The sequence below is a fragment of the Candidatus Zymogenus saltonus genome (assembly GCA_016929395.1).
In the GTDB taxonomy this organism is placed as follows: domain Bacteria; phylum Desulfobacterota; class Zymogenia; order Zymogenales; family Zymogenaceae; genus Zymogenus; species Zymogenus saltonus.
Window position 1 is genome coordinate 32,863 of sequence record JAFGIX010000003.1, and the last position, 15,426, is coordinate 48,288.

16 protein-coding genes are annotated in these 15,426 nt (G+C 53.5%); all 16 read right to left on the minus strand.

Translation table 11 applies throughout. The features are described 5' to 3' along the window. Positions 1-190: 190 nt before the first annotated feature. A complete protein-coding gene (gene pssA, locus JW984_00525; GenBank protein ID MBN1571662.1) occupies positions 191-1,000 on the minus strand; it encodes a CDP-diacylglycerol--serine O-phosphatidyltransferase in 810 nt (269 codons plus the stop codon). Further along, the gene (locus JW984_00530) at positions 997-1,662 is read right to left on the minus strand and encodes a phosphatidylserine decarboxylase family protein (protein ID MBN1571663.1); all 666 of its coding nucleotides are present in this window, start codon (positions 1,660-1,662) and stop codon (positions 997-999) included. Before JW984_00530 ends, pssA begins: the two co-directional genes overlap by 4 nt. Position 1,663: 1 nt before the next feature. After that, a complete protein-coding gene (gene ilvC / locus JW984_00535; GenBank protein ID MBN1571664.1) occupies positions 1,664-2,680 on the minus strand; it encodes a ketol-acid reductoisomerase in 1,017 nt (338 codons plus the stop codon). Between the two features lie 269 nt (positions 2,681-2,949). Next, entirely contained in the window at positions 2,950-4,641 is a 1,692-nt protein-coding gene (ilvB, locus tag JW984_00540; protein MBN1571665.1) for a biosynthetic-type acetolactate synthase large subunit, read from the minus strand. A 58-nt stretch (positions 4,642-4,699) separates the two neighbouring features. Further along, the gene (locus JW984_00545) at positions 4,700-4,924 is read right to left on the minus strand and encodes a DUF465 domain-containing protein (GenBank protein ID MBN1571666.1); all 225 of its coding nucleotides are present in this window, start codon (positions 4,922-4,924) and stop codon (positions 4,700-4,702) included. A 97-nt stretch (positions 4,925-5,021) separates the two neighbouring features. Next, positions 5,022-5,765: a tRNA (adenosine(37)-N6)-threonylcarbamoyltransferase complex dimerization subunit type 1 TsaB gene (tsaB, locus tag JW984_00550; GenBank protein MBN1571667.1), complete on the minus strand. Its 744-nt coding sequence runs from the start codon at positions 5,763-5,765 to the stop codon at positions 5,022-5,024. Between the two features lie 42 nt (positions 5,766-5,807). Continuing rightward, on the minus strand, positions 5,808-6,902 hold the full coding sequence (rseP, locus tag JW984_00555) for an RIP metalloprotease RseP (protein ID MBN1571668.1): 1,095 nt from the start codon (positions 6,900-6,902) through the stop codon (positions 5,808-5,810). Further along, on the minus strand, positions 6,902-8,062 hold the full coding sequence (locus tag JW984_00560; GenBank protein MBN1571669.1) for a 1-deoxy-D-xylulose-5-phosphate reductoisomerase: 1,161 nt from the start codon (positions 8,060-8,062) through the stop codon (positions 6,902-6,904). Before JW984_00560 ends, rseP begins: the two co-directional genes overlap by 1 nt. A 9-nt stretch (positions 8,063-8,071) precedes the next feature. Then, a complete protein-coding gene (locus JW984_00565) occupies positions 8,072-8,872 on the minus strand; it encodes a phosphatidate cytidylyltransferase (protein ID MBN1571670.1) in 801 nt (266 codons plus the stop codon). 298 nt (positions 8,873-9,170) lie between these two features. Then, complete coding sequence (locus JW984_00570) at positions 9,171-9,923, minus strand: isoprenyl transferase (GenBank protein MBN1571671.1); 753 nt, start codon at positions 9,921-9,923, stop codon at positions 9,171-9,173. Then, positions 9,920-10,477 (minus strand): ribosome recycling factor, encoded by a 558-nt coding sequence (gene frr / locus JW984_00575; protein ID MBN1571672.1) that lies wholly within the window; start codon positions 10,475-10,477, stop codon positions 9,920-9,922. The genes JW984_00570 and frr overlap by 4 nt, the downstream gene beginning before the upstream one ends. Beyond that, positions 10,474-11,196 carry a UMP kinase gene (locus JW984_00580; GenBank protein ID MBN1571673.1) on the minus strand — a complete coding sequence of 241 codons (723 nt, stop codon included), beginning with the start codon at positions 11,194-11,196 and terminating at the stop codon, positions 10,474-10,476. The genes frr and JW984_00580 overlap by 4 nt, the downstream gene beginning before the upstream one ends. A 37-nt stretch (positions 11,197-11,233) precedes the next feature. Beyond that, a complete protein-coding gene (gene tsf, locus JW984_00585) occupies positions 11,234-11,833 on the minus strand; it encodes a translation elongation factor Ts (GenBank protein MBN1571674.1) in 600 nt (199 codons plus the stop codon). Between the two features lie 83 nt (positions 11,834-11,916). Beyond that, positions 11,917-12,798, minus strand: a complete 882-nt coding sequence (rpsB, locus tag JW984_00590) for a 30S ribosomal protein S2 (GenBank protein MBN1571675.1) — start codon at positions 12,796-12,798, stop codon at positions 11,917-11,919. A 336-nt stretch (positions 12,799-13,134) separates the two neighbouring features. Then, positions 13,135-14,055 carry a prenyltransferase gene (locus JW984_00595; GenBank protein ID MBN1571676.1) on the minus strand — a complete coding sequence of 307 codons (921 nt, stop codon included), beginning with the start codon at positions 14,053-14,055 and terminating at the stop codon, positions 13,135-13,137. Between the two features lie 3 nt (positions 14,056-14,058). Continuing rightward, entirely contained in the window at positions 14,059-15,258 is a 1,200-nt protein-coding gene (gene argJ, locus JW984_00600) for a bifunctional glutamate N-acetyltransferase/amino-acid acetyltransferase ArgJ (GenBank protein MBN1571677.1), read from the minus strand. Positions 15,259-15,426 lie beyond the last annotated feature (168 nt).

A 15,426-nucleotide genomic window follows, 5' to 3' on the forward strand; every position in this document is an offset into this window, starting at 1 on the left:
AAGAGGGGTGCTGGGTGGTGTTTTGTCTTTTTAAAAGGACATATTATGGGGCCGAAAATCCGCAAGAAAGACACTGATTCTTGAAGTGAAAAGTGGAGGTAAAATCGTTCCCACAATTGACCCGAAAGCCCCTCAAAACAGAAAATAATTCAATCGGAAGTTATGCCCTGCCGAATCCCTTCCCTTGCCTCTACCGTTCCTCTTCCGCCGGAACCTCGCTTACCTGTTCTCCCCTTTTTCTCGTCAACAATCTGAAGAGGAGATTTACTATTCCCGACATGACAAAGAAGGCGACAATGGCAAAGAGCATTATTTCAGGCTTTATGGCGATAAGAATCAATATAAGGATTAAGAGGAGAAGGATGTTGATCGGCCTCCTCCTCGCAACCTCCAGCTCTTTAAAGCTCGAATATTTTACGTTGGACACCATGAGAAACGCCAACAGATAGACGAGGACTAGTATGTACACTCTATATTCTTCAAGGGAAAGTCCCGTATCCCTGAAAAAGAGGACCGTAGTCGCCAGCATAAGCGCGGAGGGCGGCGACGGAAGGCCGTTGAAGACGCTCTTTTCGATAGTGGTTATCTGGATGTTGAACCTTGCGAGCCTCAGGGCCGCGCAGATAACATACAGGGCCGCCCCGAGCCATCCCAGACGGGCAAAGGGCGTGAGCGCCCACTGATAGACGAGGATCGCCGGCGCAACCCCGAAGGAGACGAGATCCGAGAGGGAGTCGTACTGGACGCCGAACTCGCTCTCCGTCTTGGTGAAGCGGGCGACCTTGCCGTCAAGACCGTCGAAGACGGCCGCAAAGATCAAGGCCCACACGGCCTGCACAAACTTCCCGTTGATGGACAATATGATAGAGAAGAAGCCCGCAAAGAGGGACATGGTGGTTATGAGATTGGGGAGGATGTAAATCCCCTTCTTGAGGTCGTCCCTCTTAATTCTTCTCATTCCTTCTTTCTTTTTCCTTACTTTTACCCTTTTCTCCTTCATGGCAATACCCCCATTATGGTCTCACCGCCCTTGACCTTTTCTCCCGGCGTCACCTTTATTTCTGAATCGACGGGGAGATATAGATCAAGGCGGGAGCCGAACCTTATGAGTCCAAAACGAATCCCCTTTTGGAGGGTGTCCCCCTCTTTTGCGTAGCAGACGATCCTCCTGGCGACGATCCCCGCTATTTGAACCACGAGGATCTTCTCACTCTTTTCGTTTTCAATGACCAGTCCGTTTCTCTCGTTCTCGGAGGACGCCTTGTCGAGGCTGGCAACGAAAAACTTGCCCGGAAAGTACCTCGCCTTGACGACCTTTCCAGCCATCGGCACTCGGTTGACGTGAACGTTGAAGACCGACATGAAGACGCTTATCTTGATCGCCTCGGTGTTTAAGAAACTCTTCTCCTGAACCTTAGCTATCTCTATTACCTTTCCGTCGGCGGGCGATACGACCGCCCTCGGGTCTTGAGGTATCGTCCGGTTCGGGTTTCTGAAAAAGGCGGTAACAAACAGGGTCAGTATGATTAATGGGATTGTCACATATGGCATCGCCTTCGGGGCATAGAAATAGAGCAAAACCGCAACCACGATGGTCAAAACAAGCGCCGCAAAAATAAAGGGAAAGCCCTCCACGACGAACAGTGTATTCTGATTTTTCATCTCAGTTTTTATCCTTGTCTACCTTTTTGTTCTTGTCGAGCCAGCTCATCATCCCCCTGAGCCTTCTGCCCACCTCTTCTATGGGGTGTCCCTCGTCCTTCTTGGTGAGGGCGTTGAAGACCGGGCGGTTCACCTTGTTCTCCAGTATCCACTCCTTGGCGAAGCTCCCGTCCCTTATCTCGCTTAAGATGCACCTCATCTCGCGCCTGGTCTCCTCGGTTATGATCCTCGGCCCGCGAGTGAGGTCGCCGTACTGGGCGGTGTTGCTTATGGAGTACCTCATGTTGGATATACCCCCCTCGTATATCAGGTCGACTATCAGCTTCAGCTCGTGGAGGCACTCGAAGTAGGCCATCTCCGGGGAATATCCCTCCTCTACGAGGGTCTCGAAGCCGGCCTTGATAAGCTCGGTTACGCCGCCGCATAGGACGACCTGTTCGCCGAAGAGGTCGGTCTCGGTCTCCTCGCGAAAGGTCGTCTCGATCATACCCGCCCTTCCGCCGCCGATGGCCGACCCGTAGGCCAGGGCCACCTCTTTGGTGTCGCCAGTGGGATCCTGCCCGACGGCTATCAGCATGGGGACTCCCCGTCCCTGGGTGTACTCGTAGCGGACCATGTGTCCGGGGGCCTTCGGGGCCACCATGAAGACGTTGATGTCACTGTCCGGCACGATCTGTCCGTAGTGGATGTTAAAGCCGTGGGCGAAGGCGAGGTAGCCTCCCCCCGATATGGAGCCGGCTATTACCTCCTTATAGAGGTCGGCCTGCGTCTCGTCCGGGGCGAGGATCATCACTATGTCCGCCCAGGAGGCGGCGTCGGACGGCGACATGACCTTGAGGCCCGCATCCTCGGCCTTCTTTCTCGACAGGCTCGACTCTCGAAGCCCGACCCTCACCTCGACGCCGGAATCCTTGAGGTTGTTGGCGTGGGCATGGCCCTGGGAGCCGAAGCCTATTATGGCGACCTTCTTTCCGGCAATCTTTTTTATGTCCGCGTCTTTATCGTAAAATACTTCCACGATCTCCCCCAAATACTAAAAAATGAAAAAATCCTTTATAATATTATAAACTTTTATAAGTGGCAGTGGCCTCAACCTTGAAAATGCGTTGAAAATATTTTTCAGCCTGTTCCCCCAACAACGTTTTAAGACTCTTTCAAGGGCCTCCGGTATCCATCAAAATCTATAAATGCCCGACCCCCCGCCCCTAAAAAAGCCTGATCCCCTGACCCAATAAATGCCGACCCCCCTGTGATTATATCAAACAAAGAAACGAGCAGTCAAACAAGCTAAACCAGAAGCATCTTGTCTATAGGGGAGCCGACGGGTACCATCGGGTAGACGTTTTCCTCCTTGTCCACACGGAAGTCGATAATCACCGGCCTCTTGATGGAGATCGCCTCCTCGACGGCGCCTTCAACCTCTTTCGGATCTTCCACCTTTATCCCCACAGCACCGTAGGCCTCGGCGAGTTTCACGAAATCCGGGGCAAAGTCCATCGTTGTGTGGGAGTAGCGCTCCTCGAAGAAGAGCTCCTGCCACTGCCTCACCATCCCGAGAAAGCCGTTGTTGATAATCGCCACCTTGACGGGCAGGTTGTGCTGAACGGCGGTGGCTATCTCCTGGATGTTCATCTGGATGCTCCCGTCGCCGGCGATGTCGAAAACGAGCTTTTCCGGGAAGGCCACCTGGGCGCCGATGGCGGCGGGAAATCCATAGCCCATAGTCCCCAACCCTCCGGAGGTAAGGAGCGTTCTCGGCCTGTCGAAGTTAAAGAACTGGGCGGTCCACATCTGATTCTGCCCCACCTCGGTTGCTATTATCGCGTCTCCCTTGGTTACCCTGTAGATCGATTCCACGACGAACTGCGGCTTGATAATTCCGCTTTCCATCTTCTGCTCATAGTTCAGGGGGTGGGTGCTTTTCCACTTTTCGATCTGGGACAGCCACTCCTTCCTGTCCGCCTTCATTATCCTCTTCCCCTTGGCGGCGATCTTTATGAGACTTTTAAGGGCAACCTTAACATCGCTTATTATCGGAATATCGACGATGATGTTTTTGCTGATCGATGTTGGATCGATGTCGATATGGACTATCTTGGCCTTCGGGGCGAACTCGTCGACCTTCCCCGTTACCCGGTCGTCGAATCGGGAGCCGACCGCGATCAGGAGGTCGGAGTTCGTCACCGCCATGTTAGCCCTGTAAGTCCCGTGCATCCCGAGCATCCCCAGAAACAGGGGGTGGGTGCCCGGAAAACCCCCGAGGCCCATAAGGGAGGACGTGACGGGGATGGTCAGCATCTCGGCCAGCTCCTTAAGTTCCTTTGCCGCCGATGAGCTTATCACTCCGCCCCCGATATAGAAGAGGGGCTTCTTCGCCGAGAGTATCGCATTATAAGCCTCCTCGACCCTCTTTACGTCCGCGGTGTCCTTTACCGTGTAGCCCTTAAGATTGAGCTTACCCTTTCCGTTGTAATCGGACTCGTCGGTCATCACGTCCCTGGGAAGATCGACCAATACAGGCCCCGGCCTTCCGGTCTTAGCGATGTGAAAGGCCTCCCTTATCACGCCCTCGAGGTCGGTCGCCTGCTTTACGAGATAATTGTGTTTGGTGCAGGGCCTTGTGATCCCCACGATGTCCGCCTCCTGAAAGGCGTCGTTTCCTATCAGCATCGAGGGCACCTGTCCCGTAAAGACGACTATGGGGATGGAGTCCATGTGAGCCGTGGCTATTCCGGTCACGGTGTTGGTGGCTCCCGGGCCGGATGTGACGAGCACCACCCCGACCCTTCCCGACGCCCTGGCGTAGCCGTCCGCGGCGTGGACGGCCGCCTGCTCGTGCCTGACGAGGATGTGGCGGATGTCGTAATCGGGCATCCCGTGGTATAGGTTCAGCACCGCGCCTCCGGGGTATCCGAAAATCGTGTCCACGCCCTCGTCCAGGAGGGTCTTGAAAAATATCTCTGTTCCGGTTAACGTCATACTATTTTTATCTTACGACAAGATAAGGATTCCAAAAGACAAAACGAGTTACAACGGCTTAATTTTTCCTGTGGCTTGAGAGGATCATCTCCATTCTGTCCTTACCCGCGAGCTTCAGCTTCTGGATCTTCTTCCTTTCCATCTCTTCTGCCGGCGTAAGGAAAGACTTGCTGTTAAGTTGAGCGAGCTGCCTCTCAAATTCTTCATGTTCTTCCGACAGCCTTTTGAACTCTTCATCCTCGATAATCAATCTCTTTTTCAATTCGTCTTCTATTGTATTCATCCTTTCTATCCCCGATAGCCTATGGTTTAAATTAGAGATAATCTAATAATTCTATTAAATTGATGAAACGGTGTCAATATTTAATTGACGGAATTTATTAACGCTTCCGGTTGATGCGTTTCCCAAGTTTTCCCGTTTCGAGATTAATCTCTGCGTCAGACTTCCTGACGTAAAGGGGCTTTATCTCCTCGAGATCGGGCGCCCCGGCCTCCTTATACTTCATCAGGGCAAGGCGGCACAAGATCGAGGCGTCCACCTCCCAAAGCCCCCTCTCCGCTATCTTCACGCCGCCTTTCAGCATCTCCTCCACAATCGGGACGCCGCCCCCGAGTATTAAACAATCTCCCCCGTGAAGCTCGATAAGGTCGAGCAGCCTGTCCGGCTTGAGGGATCGCGGGTTTAGGGAGCGCGGATTTAAAGATCGATATTCCCCCAGTCTTTTGACGCTGCCCGAGGCGTCGACGCTGAATGGCGCGGTGAAGACCTCCCCCTTTCTTGCGTCTATTACGGGGAGAACCACGCCGTCGTATTTCGTCTTTGCGGCCAGGACGTCGAGGGTGGAGACTCCCACAATGGGAACCGAGAGGGAGTAGGAGAGCGCCTTCATGGTGACGACGCCGACCCTCAGCGCCGTAAATGACCCCGGGCCCAGCCCTACGGCCAAGAGCCCTATCTCGTTTAAGGAAACACCCGCCTCGTTCAGGGCCGAGTTTACCGCGAAGAGGAGGGTTTCCGAGTGGCTCCTCTTCCCGTCCGTGGACGCCTTTCCCGAAAGGGCGTCATCCCTTAATACCGCTACGCTCGCCTTTGGGGTTGCGGTGTCTACACCGAGGACTATCATATTGATCTAACCCGTGATCTAACCAGTGATTTACCCCGTGATTTAACCCGGCGAGATTATTCTGGCGATGTCGAAGTAGAAGGCCATTATCATGAGCAGAACGAGAAGCAGAAGACCTATCTGGAGCGCCACCTCCTTTACCTTGAGGCTTATAGGCCTCCTGATGACCGACTCGATGATAAAGAAGAGTAGGTGTCCTCCGTCCAGGACGGGCACCGGCAGGAGGTTCAATATTCCGAGGTTTATGCTTATCAGGGCGAGAAAGCCGAGGAAATGGGCGAGTCCCCCCCTTCCGGCCTCCCCCGCCACCTGGGCGATCAATATCGGACCGCCGATGTTGTTCAGGGGGATATCCCCCGAGAACATCTTCCCGATGACCTTGAAGGTAACCCGGATGATCATTCCGGTCTGCTTTAATCCCAGGTCAACAGCCTTTATGGGGCCGTATCTCTTGAGCTCGAAGGTCGGCGAGATCCCTATCATGTAATACTCCTTCGGGGTAAAGTCCTCCCCGATTCCCTCGCCCACTTTCGGAGTGATCGAAAAGGCCATCTCCTCGTCGCCCCTCAAGACCTTGAGTTCGACTGCGCTTCCGCCCGATGCCCTTATCATCTCCGACATTCCCTCCCAGCTCTCCACGGCCTCGCCGTTGATCGAGACGATCCTGTCGCCCGTCATGAGTCCGGCCTCGGCGGCGGGATAACCCTCCGAGAGGCTTCCCACCACGGGAACGTCCACTGGCACGGATATCCCTATCATGAAGACGGCCCAGTAGGCGACCACCGCGAATATGAAGTTGAAGAGGGGGCCGGCGACTACGATGACGCTCTTCTTGAAGTTGTTCTGTGCCAGAAACGATTCCGATTTCTCCTTATCCTGGATTTCGTCGTGGAGGTTTTCCCCCAGCATCTTGACGTAACCGCCGAGCGGCAGCATGGAGATCATGTAGTCGGTATGCCCGATCTTTTTCCCGATGAGCTTCGGTCCGAAGCCGAGGGAGAACTTCAAGACCCTCACCCCCACCGACTTCGCCGCCAGAAAGTGTCCCAGCTCATGGACGAAGACCAGTATACCCAGGACTACTATGAAATAGCCCGCCGTTGAAAAGAATCCCGCCGTCTCTATTGCCATGTCCATTATATATTCCTCACTCTTTCCGCCTCCCGCCTCGCCCAGAGGTCCGCCTCCAGAATATCATCGAGGCCGGGGGCTTCAATTACATTGTGTCTGTTCATTACCTCGGAGACCGTTTCAACGATCTCCAGAAAACCGATTTTTCCCTCCATGAAGAGGGAGACCGCCGCCTCGTTTGCGGCCGACAATACCGCCGGCATTGTGCCGCCCGCCTTCAGCGAGCCGTACGCAAGCCTAAGGGCCGGAAACCTGTCGTGATCCGGGGTGAAAAACGTGAGGCCCGTCCCGTTTTTGCACAGGTCGGCGAGGCTAAGCTCCGGCACCCGGTTTTTAATCCTCTCCGGGTATGACAGGGCGTAGGCTATGGGTATCCTCATGTCCGTTGTTCCCATCTGGGCGATGACTGAGCCGTCGATATATTCCACCATCGAGTGGACAATGCTCTGGGGATGGATCAGGACGTCTATCCTCTCCCCGTCTACGCCAAAGAGGTACCTAGCCTCGATGATCTCAAGGGCCTTGTTTATCATGGTGGCGCTGTCGACGCTGATCTTGGCCCCCATGTTCCACCGGGGGTGTCTTACCGCCTCCTCAGGGGTGACATCCTTAAGATCTTCGACCCCCCTTTTCCAGAACGGCCCCCCGGAGGCGGTGAGGATAAGCCTCTTGACGCCCGTCTCCTCGTGGCCCTTGAGGGACTGGAAGAGGGCGTTGTGCTCGCTGTCAACGGGGAGGAGCATGACGCCCCTCTCCCTCGCCCTTTCTGTGACTATTTTACCCGCCGCGACCAGCGTCTCCTTGTTGGCAAGGGCGATGTCTATCCCGTTTTCGATCGCCCTTATTGTGGGGACGAGTCCCGCCGACCCCACGACCGATGTGACGAGGATGTCGGCGCCCGTTTCCGCGGAGGCAACGGCTATGCCCTCCTCCCCCGAGAGGACCGAGGTCCCTTTCGGGACTATGCCCCGAAGCTCATCGGCCGATCCCTCGTCCCCCATCGCCACGACCTCGGGCTTGAATCTCTCAACCTGCTCTTTGATTAGGGAGACGTTCCTGTTGGCCGTCAAGGCCACAATCCGAAATCTGTCCCTGTTCTCCTCGATGATTTCGAGGGCCTGCCCGCCGATGGAGCCGGTGGATCCCAGAATTGCGACCTTCTTCATTTTTGTGTTTTAGTAGAGACTTGTTACATAATAGAAGATGAACGGGAGCGAAAAGACAAATGAGTCTATCCTGTCCAAAAAGCCCCCGTGACCGGGCAACAGTCCCCCGGCGTCCTTTACCTTGAAACCGCGCTTTACAAGGGACTCCACCAGATCGCCTAGCACCGCGAGGATCCCTCCCCCGAGGCCCAGGATAAGGACGTCCCAATAGCCAAGTATTTCGAGTCCCAAGATGTACTTAAAGGCGTAGGCGATGCCAACGGAAAAGAGGATCCCCCCCATCGTGCCCTCCACGGTTTTCTTGGGGCTTATAACCTCGTAAAGCTTGTGCCTTCCAAAGAGTCTCCCTACGATATATCCTCCGGCGTCTGCGCAGAAGTTGATCGCAATCGCCATGATGGTCCACTTCCAGCCGTCGGCAATCCTGCTCAAGGCGATCAGAAAGGAGAGGAGAAAGGCTATGTAGAAGATACCGAATATCCTGATGAAGAGGTTTTCCGCCTTCCTTTTCGGGTCGGTAACGCGAAAGAGGGAAAAGGCCATCACGGAGATGAAGACGAAGGCGGTCGTCGGCACGACGAATTTTGGGTACTCAAAGAAGAAGGCTATCGGGAAGAGCAATCCCAATAGGATGTGGACCACTATCTGGATGTTCAGCCTTTCGGGATAGAGAAAAGAGAGGAACTCGTAAAGAGCTACTGCAATTACTATTAGGACAATGAAAAAGATCCCGATATCTTTAAAATAAATGATAATCGATAGAATGATGGGAATGGCCACGAGGGCCGTGAGTAGACGTTTTCCGAGCATATTTGCTCTCCTTAATAAAACCGTCGGGGCTGTCGGCAGCAAAATTCAAATAGTCATTCTGGAGTTGCAATGCACCTTGCCGCCGAATAAATATAAAAAACCTTGCGCTCTCAAAGCCATTATCGAGTAAAAACGAGCGTCGGGCCTATTGATCAATCTTTCCGTCTGCTATACTTAAATTCCAAATTGCGCATGGGTGACAGGCTTAATTTAATTAATTTAAAATTGCACCAAAATTAGATGAAAGTCCTAAAATTGCAGTCCCTTGACCATCTGTATTAGGGTTAAAACGCCGTCCCTAAACTTCACCCCGAATCTGCTCGCTTGTAAGCCCGAAGCGCCTCTCCCTTTTGGAATAATCTCTTAGGGCCTCGAGGTATTTATCTGGCGTAAAATCGGGCCATAGGGTTTCTGTTATGAAAATTTCGGTGTATGCCAGCTGGTATAATAAAAAGTTGGAGAGCCTCATCTCGCCGCTCGTTCTAATCAGGAGGTCGGGGTCGGGAATGTTTTTCGTGTACAGGTTTTGGGAGATGAGCTCTTCATTGATATCGTCGATCAAAAGGGCGCCTTCTTTTATCTGCCGGGCTATATTGACAAATGCATCGGTGATCTCTGTTCTTGAACTGTAAGAGAGGGCCAGATTCAGGTTCAGGCCGCTGTTTTTGCCGGTAACGGAGATCGTCTCATAAAGTATATCGCGTACAAATTCCGGCAGGGAGTGGAGCCTTCCGATGGCGGTCAACCTTACGTTGTTCTCCATCATGTCCGGAAGCTCTTTCTGGAGGTATTCCCCCAGAAGGCTCATGAGGGCCTCCACCTCGAGCTCCGGCCGGTTCCAGTTCTCCTCGGAAAAGGCGTAGAGGGTAAGCACGCCGATCCCGATTTTCCGGCTGACATCGACGATGGTGCTTACAATCTCGCTTCCCTTTCTGTGACCCTCTGCGCGGCTTAGATTTCGCTCCTTGGCCCATCGTCCGTTCCCGTCCATTATGATGGCAACGTGGTGGGGGATGTTCTTGAGGCCCTTTATTTCATCAATTACGCTCAAATCTCCATAATCTCCTTTTCTTTTTCCGTGAAGATCTCGTCGGTTTTCTTGACGTAATCGTTGGTGATCTCCTGAACCTTGTCCTGGAGACGAAAAAAATCATCCTCGGATATCTCCTTTTCCTTTTTCATCTCCTTCAAAAAGTCGTTCGTATCCCTCCTGTGGTTTCTGAGGGCTATCTTGTAATCCTCGCTCATGTTTTTGACGTGCTTGACAAGCTCTTTTCTGCGCTCTTCCGTGAGGCTCGGGATGGTGATTCTTATGAGTTTGCCGTCGTTTTGGGGCGTCAGTCCCAGGTCCGATTTCAATATCGACTTCTCGATATCACCTATCGAATTTACGTCCCAGGGCTGAATGGTTATCAGTCTGCTCTCCGGGGTTGATATCGTACCGAGCTGGTTTAGGGGTGTTGGAGTGCCGTAGTAGTCCACCATTATCCCGTCTAAAAGCGCGGTTGACGCCCTGCCGGTACGGATCTTCTTAAGCTCGCTTTTAAAGGAGCCTATCGATTTTTCCATCGTTTTTTTTAAGTCTTCGAGCACTTCGTCCATTATTTATCACCTCTTACTATCGTTCCAATTTTTTGACCAGAGACGACCTTTTCGATGTTTCCCGCCTCAAGGAGATTAAAGACGATTATGGGAAGCTTGTTGTCCATGCAGAGGGACAAGGCCGTCGAGTCCATTACCTTAAGCCCCAGGCTCAAGGCGTCGATAAATTTGATCTCGTCAAACATCTTTGCGTCGGGGTTCGACACCGGGTCTTTATCGTAGACGCCGTCCACCTTGGTCGCCTTTAGGATTACATCGGCGCCTATCTCCATTCCGCGAAGCGCCGCGGCGGTGTCCGTTGTGAAATAGGGGTTTCCGGTGCCCCCGGCGAATATTACTATTCTCCCCTTTTCCAGATGACGCACCGCCCTCCTTTTTATGTAAGGCTCAGCAACTGCCCTCATCTCTATGGCCGTCTGAAGCCTCGTGTCGAGCCCGCGATTTTCCAGATAGCTCTGCAGGGCGAGGCCGTTTATGACCGTGCCGAGCATCCCCATATAGTCGGCCGTGGCCCTGTCTATCCCCTGGGAGCCTGCGGAGATGCCCCGAAAGATGTTGCCCCCGCCGACGACGAGGGCCATCTCCACGCCCGTATTGAAACCCTTTTCCACCTCTTTAGTTATGTACTCTATGGCGTCTGCGGAAATGCCAAAGCCGTCGGATCCCGACAGGATCTCGCCGGAGAGCTTGAGTAGAATCCTCTTGTAAACAGAGCCTGCCAATATTTACTCCCGAAAAAAAGTCTCCATCTCCGTCAGACTACAGTTCCTCCCCGAGCTGAAAGCGAACGAAACGTCTTATCACGATATTCTCACCGGTCTTTGAGATAAAGTTGTTGAGGTAATCGGTAACACTCATGTCGGTGTCCTTGACGTAGGGCTGATCCAAGAGGCACACCTCGGTGTAGAACTTCTTGAGCTTTCCATCGACTATCTTGTCGATTACGCTGTCCGGCTTTCCCGAATCCTTGGCCTGCGCCTTGTAAATCTCCCTCTCCTTTTCTATGACATCGCCGGGAACGTCCTCCTCGTTGAGGTAAAGGGGGGACGAAGCGGCGATATGCATGGCGATGTCCTTTGCGAACGACTGAAAATCCTCGTTTTTCGCCACAAAGTCTGACTCGCAGTTCACCTCCACCAAGACCCCGATCTTCCCGCCCATGTGGATATAAGAGCCGACGGCCCCTTCGTTTGCGGCCCTTCCCGCCCTCTTCGCGGCCCGGGAAAGCCCCTTCTTCCTCAAGAACTCGATCGCCTTCTCCATGTCTCCGCCGGCCTCCGTCAGGGCGCCCTTGCAGTCCATCATCCCGGCGCCGGTCTTTTCCCTCAGCTCCTTTACAATCTGTGCATTAATCTCCATTATCAACTCCTTAAAGCCCCGGACAACAGACCGGGGGTGTCGTTCAATCTATCCTGTTTTAATCACTGATCACCGCTGTCTTCTTAGGCCTCGACGTCTTCCTCGGTCGTGTCTCCGTCGGCTTCGGTCACATCAACGTCGGCGGTCGCGTTTTCCCCTTCACCTTCGCCCGTGCCGTCGGCATCCGATGAAGCCGCGTCCACTTTTGCCTCTTCGTACTTCACCTCCGTCGGTTTTTCGTCCGACTCGTCATCCCCCATTCCCTCGATCACCTCTACCCCCTTCTGTTTCTTCCCCTCAAGAATTGCGTCGGCGATCCTCGAGGCGAAAAGCCTTATGGCTCGGATTGCATCGTCGTTTCCAGGGATGACGAAGTCTATCTGTTCTGGGTCGCAGTTTGTGTCCACAACGGCGATGATGGGTATTTCCAGTTTCTTCGCCTCGTGTATTGCGATCCGCTCCTTTCTCGGGTCCACCACGAAGATGCATTCCGGAATACCCTCCATGTCCTTGATTCCCCCAAGGTTCTTTTCGAGCTTCTCTTTCTGTCGGGCAAGGCTCAGCCTCTCCTTTTTTGACAGGGACTCCGCCGAGGAGTCCGCCAATAGGGCCTCAAGCTTCTTCAATCGGTCTATGCTTTTTTTAATGGTGGAGAAGTTGGTGAGTGTGCCGCCGAGCCACCTCCCGTTGACGTTGTGCATCCCGCACCGCCCGGCCTCCTCTGCGATCGCCTCCTGGGCCTGGCGCTTTGTCCCCACAAAGAGGACCGTGCCCCCGTCGTTTGAAAGTTCACGAACAAACTCGTAGGCATCGTCGAAAAGTTTGATTGTCTTCTGAAGGTCAATGATGTAGATCCCGTTTCTCGCCCCGAAGATGTATTTCTTCATCTTCGGGTTCCATCTCTTTGTCTGATGGCCGAAGTGAACCCCCGCTTCGAGGAGCTCCTTCATAGATATGTAGCTCATTTTTTCCCCCTTACCGGTTTTTTTCCTCCACCCGCCGGGGCCCGGGAGCCCGGATACCCCAGATGGTATCCAGTAACCACCGCCCTGCCCCCAATCTGCGGGTGTGTGTAGTTTCAAATCCTATTTTATAACATAAAGCAATGTTTTTTGCAAGACAAAAAACAGCAATCTTAAAATTGATTAACACCCCCCGTTCCGTAGTGTAAATATCCGTCCACAGCACTGTTATTAAAAAAACCAACCATATATAAATTGAGGAACCTTTTGTCCCTCTTCATCCCAAAATTGCGAAAGACGCTCCCCATCTTCTTCCATGCCCCGGCAAGAAAAGAACATCTATATAAAAATGTGGATCCCTATCCCCAATGCGAGGAGGAGGCCGGTCAAAAGGTGCAGCCCAACCGTCATCCCGCAGACGGAAACCACGGCCACCGGATCTTCGTATTCACGAAAGAGCGTAGACACCGCCTTGACCGCCAGGGGCAGGGTCAAGAGCGAAAGTAGGGCGAAGGGAGGGATTACTTTAAAAACTACTCCAAGGATCACGGATAAATATGTGGCCGCGACCATCGCGAGGTAGGCGTATCTCGCCCTCTTCCTCCCGAGGGAGACCACCCCGGAATGCTTGTTGGTTATCCTGTCCGCCTCGTAGTCCGGGTAGCCGTTTACGAAGAGGACCAGCGTTATCAAGAAGGCCACCGGAACGGAGAGAAGCACAGTCGAAGGCGAGCAGGGTTTCAGCGTCAAAACGTAGTATGTCCCCAAAAGCATAATGGGCCCGAAGCTCAATCCGATGGTAAGATCGCCCAGGCCCCTCCCGATATAGGACAGGCCGAATCGGTTTATGGAGTATGCCAGCGTGAAAAATATTCCCGAGAGACCGAAGATCAAAAGGAGCGGCCCGGTGCGATACAACAGGTAGATACCGATGGCTATCCCCAGGAACAGATAAAAGAGGGAGATATTGAGGGTCTCCCTTGGGGTCAAAATCCCGTCCTGAATGAGCCTGCTCCCTCCGGAAAAGGGGTTGTAGTACTTATTTATATTGTCTGTTCCCCCACGATGGTCGAAATAGTCGTTAATGACGTTTGCCGAGGCGTGAAAGGAGAGACCGCCTATCAGGGCGAGGAAAAAGAGGAGAAAATCAAAAGATCCCCCCACTCCCCTTAAATATCTGGCCGCCTCCACGCCCCCCAAGAGGATCGGCACTATCGACGCCGTAAAAAATGGTGCCCTAACCGCCTTAAATATCTTCATCTTTCAGCTTCTGTATTCAGCGTTAATTTTAACATAGTCGAAAGAAAAGTCGGTCGTCAGAACGGTGAAAGTGGATTTCCCCCCCTTGAGGTCGATGGTGACGTCAAACCTGCGGTTTTTCATGATCCGGGCCGCCGCCCTCTCGCTCTCGATCCCGTTTCCCACCCCGCCCGACACCAATTTCAGGTCGTTGAAGTATATGTCCGCCCCCATCGGGTCGAAGTCGCCCTCGACGCAGCCCACCGCCCCCATTATGCGCCCCCAGTTCGGGTCCTCGCCGAAAAAGGCGGTCTTGACTAAGGGGGAGTTGGCGACCCTGAACGCAACATCCCTCGCCGTCCTCTTGTTCGGGGCGCCCAAAACTTTTATAGACACCATCTTTGTCGCCCCCTCGCCGTCCTTAACGATCATCTCGGCAAGCTCCACTAAGAGAGATCCGAGGTTTTCCCTAAACTTGTCCTCGATGGCCGCCAAGGTATCTACGTCCCCCTTGAACGCAGCGTCGTCCCTTGCCATCAAGATGACCATGTCGTTTGTGCTGGTGTCCCCGTCTACGGTGATGGCGTTGAACGATACCTCGACCGCCCCCTTGAGGGCTTTGCTGAGGGCGTCTTTGCGTATCGGGGCGTCGGTCACGATAAACGAGAGCATCGTCGCCATGTCTGGCCTGATCATCCCGGCCCCCTTGGCGATCCCCAATATCGTGTAGTCGCAACCTCCCGCCGAAAAAATCCTCTTTGATATCTTGGAGAAGGTGTCGGTGGTCATTATCGCCTCGGCGAATTCGACGAAGCCCTCGGGCTTAAGCGAGGATACGAGCCCCCTTGCGGCACTGTTTATATTTTCCGCGGGAAGCCTCTGACCGATGACTCCGGTGGAGGCCGGGATCACCCCCTCCGGTGGAAGCTTCAGCAGGCTCGCCACGACCCAGGTCGTATTTTCGGCGTCCGAGACCCCCCCGTCTCCCGTGCAGGCGTTTGCGTTTCCGCTGTTTGCGAGGACGGCCCTGATCGAGTTTCCCCTGACCCTTTCCGCCGCGACTGTCAACGGGGCGGCCTTCACCCGGTTTTTCGTGAAGACGGCGGCGGCATTAGTCGGAGAGTCGGAGACGATCAGACCAAGGTCGAGGGCGCCGTCTCCCTTTATACCGGAGGCCACACCCGCCGCGCGAAAGCCGGGGCAGGTAAAGTCGTAAGGATTAATGGTGTACTTTCTTTTATTCAACTTCTGTAACTCAATAACAGATCAGAATCGGTTTCAAATAACGTTTACGATGAAAGCCCTGCTTCAAGTGTACATAATGTGGGTATTTTAAAAAGCCGTCCCCGTCCTCTACCTCCCACTGCTAAAAAAAGTTGAGACGTACAAATC

Bases quoted from the DNA above. Each gene is read 5' to 3' on its own strand.
- pssA (MBN1571662.1), bottom strand. From the start codon at position 1,000: ATGAAGGAGAAAAGGGTAAAAGTAAGGAAAAAGAAAGAAGGAATGAGA.
- rseP (MBN1571668.1), bottom strand. From the start codon at position 6,902: ATGGACATGGCAATAGAGACGGCGGGATTCTTTTCAACGGCGGGCTAT.
- JW984_00530 (MBN1571663.1), bottom strand. From the start codon at position 1,662: ATGAAAAATCAGAATACACTGTTCGTCGTGGAGGGCTTTCCCTTTATT.
- JW984_00545 (MBN1571666.1), bottom strand. From the start codon at position 4,924: ATGAATACAATAGAAGACGAATTGAAAAAGAGATTGATTATCGAGGAT.
- JW984_00560 (MBN1571669.1), bottom strand. From the start codon at position 8,062: ATGAAGAAGGTCGCAATTCTGGGATCCACCGGCTCCATCGGCGGGCAG.
- tsf (MBN1571674.1), bottom strand. From the start codon at position 11,833: ATGGAGATTAATGCACAGATTGTAAAGGAGCTGAGGGAAAAGACCGGC.
- tsaB (MBN1571667.1), bottom strand. From the start codon at position 5,765: ATGATAGTCCTCGGTGTAGACACCGCAACCCCAAAGGCGAGCGTAGCG.
- rpsB (MBN1571675.1), bottom strand. From the start codon at position 12,798: ATGAGCTACATATCTATGAAGGAGCTCCTCGAAGCGGGGGTTCACTTC.
- JW984_00595 (MBN1571676.1), bottom strand. From the start codon at position 14,055: ATGAAGATATTTAAGGCGGTTAGGGCACCATTTTTTACGGCGTCGATA.
- ilvB (MBN1571665.1), bottom strand. From the start codon at position 4,641: ATGACGTTAACCGGAACAGAGATATTTTTCAAGACCCTCCTGGACGAG.
- JW984_00565 (MBN1571670.1), bottom strand. From the start codon at position 8,872: ATGCTCGGAAAACGTCTACTCACGGCCCTCGTGGCCATTCCCATCATT.